7 protein-coding genes are annotated in these 8,778 nt (G+C 50.5%); all 7 read right to left on the minus strand.

Going from position 1 to position 8,778, the window contains the following annotated elements; genetic code table 11:
* Window positions 1-149: 149 nt before the first annotated feature.
* Window positions 150-1,775: a recombinase family protein gene (locus ACFQI7_RS37335; RefSeq protein WP_218100367.1), complete on the minus strand. Its 1,626-nt coding sequence runs from the start codon at window positions 1,773-1,775 to the stop codon at window positions 150-152.
* Between the two features lie 103 nt (window positions 1,776-1,878).
* Window positions 1,879-2,049 carry a hypothetical protein gene (locus ACFQI7_RS37340; RefSeq protein ID WP_218100366.1) on the minus strand — a complete coding sequence of 57 codons (171 nt, stop codon included), beginning with the start codon at window positions 2,047-2,049 and terminating at the stop codon, window positions 1,879-1,881.
* A 102-nt stretch (window positions 2,050-2,151) separates the two neighbouring features.
* Complete coding sequence (locus ACFQI7_RS37345; RefSeq protein ID WP_218100365.1) at window positions 2,152-3,969, minus strand: cache domain-containing sensor histidine kinase; 1,818 nt, start codon at window positions 3,967-3,969, stop codon at window positions 2,152-2,154.
* Window positions 3,969-4,988, minus strand: coding sequence for a response regulator transcription factor (locus ACFQI7_RS37350; RefSeq protein ID WP_218100364.1), 1,020 nt, complete (start codon window positions 4,986-4,988; stop codon window positions 3,969-3,971). The genes ACFQI7_RS37345 and ACFQI7_RS37350 overlap by 1 nt, the downstream gene beginning before the upstream one ends.
* A gap of 73 nt (window positions 4,989-5,061) precedes the next feature.
* Complete coding sequence (locus ACFQI7_RS37355) at window positions 5,062-6,633, minus strand: extracellular solute-binding protein (protein ID WP_218100363.1); 1,572 nt, start codon at window positions 6,631-6,633, stop codon at window positions 5,062-5,064.
* Window positions 6,634-6,754: 121 nt separating this feature from the next.
* Window positions 6,755-7,624 (minus strand): carbohydrate ABC transporter permease, encoded by an 870-nt coding sequence (locus tag ACFQI7_RS37360; RefSeq protein WP_218100362.1) that lies wholly within the window; start codon window positions 7,622-7,624, stop codon window positions 6,755-6,757.
* Window positions 7,625-7,655: 31 nt separating this feature from the next.
* Window positions 7,656-8,612, minus strand: coding sequence for an ABC transporter permease (locus ACFQI7_RS37365; protein WP_218100361.1), 957 nt, complete (start codon window positions 8,610-8,612; stop codon window positions 7,656-7,658).
* Window positions 8,613-8,778: the final 166 nt, after the last annotated feature.

The following is an 8,778-nucleotide window of genomic DNA, read 5'->3' on the forward strand; positions in this document are numbered from 1 at the left end:
AATTGTACTTTGGAGGGCGCTTGGCGGGCAATGGACTTGTTTGTAGTAAGTTGTGTTTTTTTATGATTATGTATCAACGACCGGACGCTACTTCCAACTGCCGGTGTGTTTCAAACTGCATCACGTTGGAGATATGGTTTGAAACACAGTTAATCGCCTCCGCGAATGTATACACATTCATAAGCGCTCTCCGTATCACTGAGCAGTTCAAACGCGGCCGCCACTTCGACGCAGCCTTCCTTGTCTACGGTCATTCCCGATATGAGCCGTTTCAAGATCAACTGCATCTCGTCGACCCGCTCGACATGCAAATTCAATAATGCATTGAGCTCTTCCGCTGCGCTTTCATGCAGCTCGGTCAAATCCGCCTGTTCGAGCAGCTCCTCGCGAAGCCTGCTCAGCCGCCGTTCGAATTGAACAATCTCCTGCTCGCATGCGCTCTTCTCCATCTCATACTGCTGTTCGTCCAGCAGCTTCCCCGATAATTTTTCTTTGCGCAGAGCAAACAAATATTTCCGGTTATCGGCGACCGCTTTGCTTACTCTTTTGATTTCCGCCTCGATGTCCGAACCGCCGACCTGAATAAGCCCCTTATGCTTCTCCACCAGCTCCTCGGCCGAAGCCGCCTTGCGGAGCATTCCGGAAAAAGCCGTCATGATTTGATCCTTGAAAGGCTCGTATGGGAGCCAAATATCGTTATCACACCCCGCATCCCCTTGTCTTCTGCGCCTGGAGCAAACGAGGTAGCGGTATTCCCGGCCCCCCTGCTCCCGATCGGACCGCTTACTTACCGATTTCGCGCTTACGATCGCCGAACCGCAATGCCTGCATTTCATCAACCCGGCAAAGACGTTCACCTTCTGACGAGCTCCGCCCCGCTGCCCTCCTCCGCGTTCCAACCGCACCTTCCCCGCTAATTGAAAAATGTGCTCCTCAATGATGCCCTGATGCGTCTTCACTTTATGGGCGTATCTCCATTCGCTCCTCGGCTTTTGCACCTGAACCTTTTTTCGCTCGGAGGTATCATGGACGTTTGTGTACACTTTTTTGGTCACATATTTGGAGGATCTGTTTTTGCCGACGTACGCTTCGTTTTGCAAAATGCGCTGTACCGTCGTCGCCCCCCACTTTCCTCCCTTCGGAGAAGCGATCCCTTTTCGGTTCAAATAGGCCGCTATCGATTTCTCGCCCATTTGATTGGCCGTATACAGCTGAAACATCGTCTGCACGACCGCCTTCTGCTCTTCATTCGGAACAAGCACTTTAAACCCGTCCCGGACCTCTTTGTCATACCCGTAAGGCGGCCTGCTCCCGGTAAAATTGCCCTTCAGCGCCGATTCCCGTTTCCCGCGGCGGGTGCTTCTGCTGATTTGCTCGCTGATCGATTGATTGATGCTGGAAATGATCGAGAACAATAGTTCCCCGTCACGGTCCGAATCGTAATGGTCGTCAATCGAGATGAGACGGATGCCGAGCGCATCCACAAGCTTCCGCTTCAAGCTGACCGAGTCGCCGATATCCCGGGCAAAGCGCGAGAGCGCCGCAAAAATGATCGCCTGAAATGCGCCATGCTGCGCGTCCTTCACGACTTGCTGAATCGCCAGGCGGTCCGTAATCGTCGTTCCCGACTCCCGGTCTTCGTAGACGAGATGCTCCGCCGTCTCCCATCCCATATCTTCAGCCCAATGCTTGCAAGCGGCGATCTGATGCTCCGGACTGTCCTTTTGACTGTCCTTGGTCGTACTGACCCGAACGTATATCGCTGCTCTTGTCATCGCCTACGCCCCCTCCGCAAAATACAAATCCCTCTGGTATAAGCGCCGCTTACCAGAGGGATTCGGGTGGTACATACGTTTATGTGCTGCCGCTATGATTCGATCAAGCGGCACGTCCTGCTGCGGTCATTTTTTTTACCCGATGGCCGCTGGCCCGGCACGCATCCATATGTTTACGGACGGCTTGCCTGGCCAATTCGTCAATCAGTTCCGCCAAGGGCCGGCGCCCCGATTGAATGCGAATGCGAAAGGATGTGTCGGATTTTTTCCTCATGGCATTCTCCTCCCGGCATAGCTGTATTACATCGTATGCAGCCGCCTTCTTGTACCATGACAGTCAATTTTCGAATCATATTCAGCCCTTGTGACTACCGTTCTATACCGGCCTCGACTGCGGCATGACCATATACATTTTCGTTCCTGCTCCCTCTTTGCTCGTAATTCGGAGGCCATACTCTTCGCCGAACACCATTTGAATGCGCCGATGTACGTTCACGATCCCGATGCCGCCCGTTACCTTCTCATTCTTGTCGCCTTCATCGGTAAGCCGGTACGTATTCAGCCGCTCGTTCAATTCAGCCAGCTTGTCCGGGGGTATGCCGACACCATTGTCTTCCAGACTGACCCAGAACGTGTTGTCGTCTTCCCCTGCGTCGATGCGGATGTAATGATGCGGTTCCACGCCGTCGGGGAACGCGTGCTGAAACACATTTTCCACAAGCGGCTGCAGCGTCAGCCGCACCATCTTATGAAGCAAATATTTCGGCGGCACCACTGCATCGATCTCGAAGGGATGGTCAAACCTGTGCTTCATGATGACCATGTAGGTCAATACATGTTTAAGCTCGTTGGCAACCGTGATCTCTTCCAAATTGGTTTGCACGGAATACCGCAGCATGTAAGCCATCGCCTTCACGATTTCGGTTATCTCTTCGGAGTCTTTCAGAGCGGCGTAGCAAGCAATCGTTTCGAGTGTGTTGTACAAAAAATGAGGGTTGATTTGCAGCTGAAGCGATTGAAATTCCGCCTTTTGCCGTTCCAGCCTCGTCTCGCGGTTTTGCAGCTCCGCTTCGTACACCTGCTTGACCAATTCCGACAACCGTTTCACCATCAGATTGTAACGGAACGTCAGTTCATCAATTTCGTCCTTCGGCTCATGATGTTGGACGGGGATCGTAACCCAGTTGCCTTTCTCCGTTTGACGCATACCGTTTTTCAGCACGCGAATCGGACGGGTGATGGAGCGGCCGAACCGCTGCGACAGCCAAATCGCTAATACAAGGGTCACGAGGCCGATCCCCAGCGTTGTCGTACGAATGCCCGCGATCGGCCTTTTCAGTTCATCCATCGGCATGGACACGACCAGCGTCCAACCGGAGTAATCCGACTTGCGGCTGACGAACATCCGCTTCTCATGCTCTCCCTCGCTCTCGAATGTCTGCAAGTCGGATTCGGCAATTTTTCGTCCGATGTTTTCCGGCACTCGGGTGCCGATCATCTCAGACTTCGGATGGTAGACGATCTCTCCGGCTTCATCGACGATGAAAAAATATCCGCCCTGGCCAAGATCGATTCCTCCCCATAGTGTCGAAAGTTCCTTGGATTGCACCTCGAAGGCGAGAATCCCGTTATATTCCGGCGAAGTACGGCCTCTGATTTTGCGAGCCAACGTAATGACGCCGTTCTTCCATTCCGGTATGATGCTTGCATTGATGGCGCTTAAAGAGCCGTTGTCTTTCGTTTTTTCCTTCAGCATGGCAAGCCGCTGCTCCATTTCGTTCTGCGTGAACGAACGATCCATTACGCCGTTAAACGCGTGGATCGAATTGCCGGCGTAGCTGATAATATAAATATCGAGAATTTCCGGACTTCGGATGAAGATCGGCCTCATGCCGTATTCTCTGATCGACGAAAAATAGCTGTAGTAGTCGTAGCCTTCAAGTCGTGATGACTGATCTACAAACTGTTTGATGTCTTGGTTGGACAACAGCGAAGCCATCGAGCGTTCGTAATTTTGAAAGTACAAATCCGTCTGGTACATCGCGTTGTTGGCAATCTGCGCCATGTGACGGCTGCTTTGTTCATTGAGTTCTTTAGACGAACGGGTGTACGTAACGACCCCGACCGAAGCTAATGACAGCACGATGACGACCAGGAAGTAGATGGCAAGCTTGCGCGACAAACTCCCTTTCATTATTTAATCCCCAGCCTGCCGCGGAACTCCGACGGCGAATAACCGGTCGTTTTCTTGAACATTTTCGTAAAATGCGGGTAATCGTCGTAGCCGACTTCCGCCGCGATGTCGCTCATCTTCATGTGCGGTATGGCCATCAACTGCTGCGCCAGTTCTATCCGTTTCTTGATTCGATACTGCACGAACGTTTCGTTCGTCATTTTCTTGAACAGCGCGCTGAAATACGTTGGCGTCAAACCGACCATATCTGCGACTTCCTCCAGCGTGACGTCCTGGGACAAATGTTCATCGATGTACGCCTTCGCTTCCTTCATCGGGTCTTTGAAATTGCCGCTTCGCTGCATTGTCAGTTGGGATAGGATCTGCTTCAGCTGGCGATCGAACGCATCGAACGTTTCTTCCCTTGTCATGTAACGACTGTCCGTTTGTTCAACCGCGATGCTTACGGATTTGCGGGCCAGCCGCTTCATCAACATGCGGATGCATTCGTCAAGCAGCTCCCTTAACTGGATGACGTTCATCTCGGAGGATAGGCAATACCTTTTCCATTGTTCCGTAAGCAGGCTTAATTCCTCTGGCTTCAGCATCCAGATCGCTTGCTCCACCTGCTCGATCCATTCTTCGTACTTCGTTAAGGATAAATAGCTTTTGTTTTTCGATTTCGTCAATGTATCCAGCACTTCTGCCACATCCGATTTCGTTACCGGTTTCAAGAGGTAGTGCTTCACGCCGTAGGACATGCATTTTTGCGCGTATTCAAAGTCGGAATAGCCTGAGATGACGACAATTTGAATGTGATCATATTGATTGTGCAGCTGCTTGCAAAGCTCAAGACCGTCCATCTTGGGCATGCGGATATCGGTGAACAAGATGTCGGGCGCTTGCGCACGAATGATTTCCAGCGCTTGAAGACCGTTTGCTGCGGTATAGATGCCCGACAGCGGCACCGAGTATTGCTCCGCCATTCGAACAAGGCCTTTGCGAATGATAGGTTCGTCGTCGACGATCAGCAGCTTCATGCCCTAGTCCCCTTTCTATAAACGGGAAAAGCATCCACCCTCATCGGTAATGATCAGGGCAGATGCTCGTCAATTATTTTTTGGCGTTGGTGAAGTTGGCTACGCCGTCTTTCTTATTGTATCGTTCCGTTGCTTCTTTAATAATCTCGTTTCCGCCCTTGGCTTTATACTCTTCGATGACTTTCGGCCAATCGGAGATCGGCTCTTTGCCGTAAATCATTTTGACCATATGATCGATAATCAGCTTCGGACCGGTGTCTCCCAGCGGCGTCAGGTCAGGAAATTTGGAGAATGCTTTCAAATCCGGATAGAACCCGATACCCGGCAATCCTTCCTTGGAAAGAATCGTATCGAACGCTTTAAGCGTATCTTGACCGTCTTGGCTCTGGCTGAGCAGAAGCTTGTTGTACGTAGCATCTTGCGCTACCCAGAGTGTGCCGGAACGCCATCCTTCTTCCTGTGCGTCCTCTTTGTTAGCCGGCACTTTGTACACCACTTTGCCGTTCTCTACCGTGAAGTTTTCGCCTTCTACGCCGAGACTGAAAAACTTCTCCGCTTCGGGGGTCGTCATCCATTCGAAAAACTTCAAAATGCCGGCCACTTTTTCCTTATTCACGTTTTTGTTGATGTAGAACGTCCGTACCATCGGAGAGTAGAGGAAATACCCGCCTTTGCCTTCGCCGCCTTTCGGGGAATCGATAATATCCACTTTGGCGGAAGGATCGACCCCTTTAATGCCTGCTCTGAAGTCCTTCAGTCCTGCGGCGTTCGCAGACCACATGCCGGATTTGCCGGCGTTGATGTTTTTGCTGTAGTCCGTGGAAGAAATCGTTGCGAAATCTTTCGGGATCAAGCCTTCGTCATACATTGTTTTATAGGCTTGCAGCGCCTTTTGCGTGTTTTCTACATCGAAAAACTTCGGTACGATTTGATCGCCCTGCTTCTCGAACTGGTCCTTATAAGGGAGCACGTCGAAAGCGCCCAGGATGACGTCGGCATATTTAAAATTCTCGCGCATTTGATAAGGATTTTCTACGCCGAGCTTTTTAAACGCGCGCATGACGTTGATGAATTCGTCGACCGTCTTAGGCGCAGGCAGGCCGGTTTTCTCCAGCAAATCGGTACGGATAAACGTGCCGCGACGGGACGGATTTGTCAAATAGTCCGGAATACCGTAAATTTTCCCATTGTATGAAACCGAATCCCAAGCTTCCTTCGGCACTTTCTTGAGCAGGTTCGGCGCGTACTGCTTGAGCAAGTCGTCAAGCGGCTGGAATACGCCTGCCTCGACCGATCCGGCCATATCTTTGCCTGTCGGCAAATCGAGGCTGCCCAGCACGTCCGGCAAATCGTTGCCGGCAAACAGAACACTCATCTTTTCCCTTTGGATTAACTTAACATCCAGTTCCGTATTGGTCAACTTATTCAACCGCTGAACCCATTTTTCCTTGTTCAGATCGGGTTGTCTTTGCCCGTAACCGTCTCCGGTTGTCGTTGGAAAAGAAATCGAGAACTTTAAAGGACCATTGGACCCGGATTGTCCACCATTTTGAGCTCCGTCCTTCGTTCCTGCACCGCTGGAGCAGCCTGCGATGGAGCCCGCCGCGAGTACGGTTGCCAGACCCAAGCTTACCGCTTTTTTCATAGTACCCCTTCTTTCTCTTGGTTTCTGTCTTTATTTCGTCTGCATGGTTACGTTTACATGGATATCATATCGCAGCGTGGCAATAATCCATATTGTTAAATTTACGGACGCTTGTGTTTTTTTAAGATTTGACCGATCCTACGAGCATCCCCTTAATGAAGTGCTTTTGCAGGAACGGGTAGACCAGCATGATCGGGATTGTCGCCACGACGATAACGGCCATCTTCATTCCTTCCGGCGATAAGTTGAGCATGGAATCAATCGCCGAATCGGAAGCGCCGAACTGGTCGGTAATGACCATCTCCCGCAAACGTACTTGAAGCGGAATCAATTTGCGGTTGTTAATATAATAAATTGCGGCGGAATACGTATTCCAGTTGGATACCGCGTACATGATGCCCATCGTGGCCATCGCCGGCTTCGACAGCGGCAGGACGATGTTCCACAGCATGCGCATTTCGCCGCAGCCGTCGATTCTTGCGGAATCGAACAACTCGTTAGGCAGGTTCATAAAAAACGAGCGCATAACGAACATGTTATAGGCGCTGATGGCACTCGGAATCATGAGAACCCACAGCGTGTCCAGCAGCTTGAGCTGCTTCAGCAGCAAGTAGTTCGGAATGAGCGGCGCATGGAAAATCAACGTGATCAATACCATAATCAAGATGAATTTGCGTCCCAAATATTCCTGTCTGGATAACGGATACGCCAGCGATGCCGTAGCGATCAGGTTGATCAGCGTGCCCGCGACCGTAATGATGACACTGTTGCGGAACGCAAGCCAAATCGTCGGGTCTTTCAATATGTTGGCGTAGTTGGCCGTCGTGAAATGAACGGGCCAAAACGAAACGAGTCCTTTATTAATCGCCACGCTGTTGCTGAACGACTGGGCGAGAACGTGGAGCAGCGGCAGCAGCATCGTCAGCCCGAGTACGGTTAAAAATACAATGTTAATGACACTAAACGTTTTTTCAGTTTTACTCATAATCATATCGTTTCACCTCCCGTATGCTTGGTATTCGTCAGTACAGCCCGTCACCCGTTGTTTTTCTGCTCAGCGTATTGCCGATCATGATAAGCAGAAGCCCAACCAGCGATTTGAACAGCCCGATTGCGGTTGTATAGCTGTATTGCCGGTCTACCAAGCCCGCTCGGTATACATAGGTATCGAGAATTTCCCCGTTCGTGCTGTTAAGCGGATTGAGGAAAATATAAACCCGTTCGAAGCCGAAGTCCAAAAAATTGCCGATATGGAGCAGGAACAAAATGACGATCGTCGGCATGATGGACGGTATCGTAATCGAAAACGTTTGACGAAGGCGATTGGCGCCATCGATTTGTGCGGCTTCATACAGATCCGGGTTAATGCCCGCGATCGCCGCTAAATAAATAATCGTGCCCCATCCGCTATCTTTCCATATGCCGGAGCCGATCAGAATGGTACGGATATACGAGTTATCCCCCAGGAAATAAATCGGTTCGATTCCTAACGATGACAAGATGTGATTGACAAAGCCCGTCGTCGGAGACAGCAAGCCGACCACAATTCCGCCGACGATAACCCATGACAAGAAGTGCGGCATGTAAATGACCGTTTGCACGATTCTTTTGTAAGTTGCGATTCTGAGTTCGTTCAGCAGAAGCGCAAGAAGGATCGGGACAGGGAATGCGAATACAAGGTCGTATAATCCGATCAACAGCGTATTTTTCAATATGATCAAAAATTCCGTATATTGAAACATTCGTTTGAATTGGTCGAGCCCGACCCAGGGGCTTTCCGTAATGCCTTTAAAAATGTTGTAGTCTTGAAAGGCAATCGCCGACCCAAGCAGCGGTACGTATTTAAACAAAAGAAAGAACACGATCCCCGGTACCGAAATGAGGTACAAGGCGAAATATTTGCGCACGAATACCCATCTGGCTCTCTTCGAACCAAAACCGACGCGAGCCCGATCCGAAGCTTGAATTTTACTTGCCATTCTCCACCCTCCTCCAGTTCATGAAGCCTATTGTAGTTGAATTGTACTTTGGAGGGCGCTTGGCGGGCAATGGACTTGTTTGTAGTAAGTTGTGTTTTTTTATGATTATGTATCAACGACCGGACGCTACTTCCAACTGCCGGTGTGTTTCAAACTGCATCACGTT

It is taken from the genome of Paenibacillus allorhizosphaerae, from assembly GCF_042659105.1.
Lineage (GTDB): Bacteria > Bacillota > Bacilli > Paenibacillales > NBRC-103111 > Paenibacillus_G > Paenibacillus_G allorhizosphaerae.

What these genes read in the sequence shown, in the direction of transcription:
- ACFQI7_RS37360 (WP_218100362.1), bottom strand. Translation starts at nt 7,624, where the DNA reads ATGATTATGAGTAAAACTGAAAAAACGTTTAGTGTCATTAACATTGTA.
- ACFQI7_RS37345 (WP_218100365.1), bottom strand. Translation starts at nt 3,969, where the DNA reads ATGAAAGGGAGTTTGTCGCGCAAGCTTGCCATCTACTTCCTGGTCGTC.
- ACFQI7_RS37340 (WP_218100366.1), bottom strand. Translation starts at nt 2,049, where the DNA reads ATGAGGAAAAAATCCGACACATCCTTTCGCATTCGCATTCAATCGGGG.
- ACFQI7_RS37350 (WP_218100364.1), bottom strand. Translation starts at nt 4,988, where the DNA reads ATGAAGCTGCTGATCGTCGACGACGAACCTATCATTCGCAAAGGCCTT.
- ACFQI7_RS37335 (WP_218100367.1), bottom strand. Translation starts at nt 1,775, where the DNA reads ATGACAAGAGCAGCGATATACGTTCGGGTCAGTACGACCAAGGACAGT.
- ACFQI7_RS37365 (WP_218100361.1), bottom strand. Translation starts at nt 8,612, where the DNA reads ATGGCAAGTAAAATTCAAGCTTCGGATCGGGCTCGCGTCGGTTTTGGT.
- ACFQI7_RS37355 (WP_218100363.1), bottom strand. Translation starts at nt 6,633, where the DNA reads ATGAAAAAAGCGGTAAGCTTGGGTCTGGCAACCGTACTCGCGGCGGGC.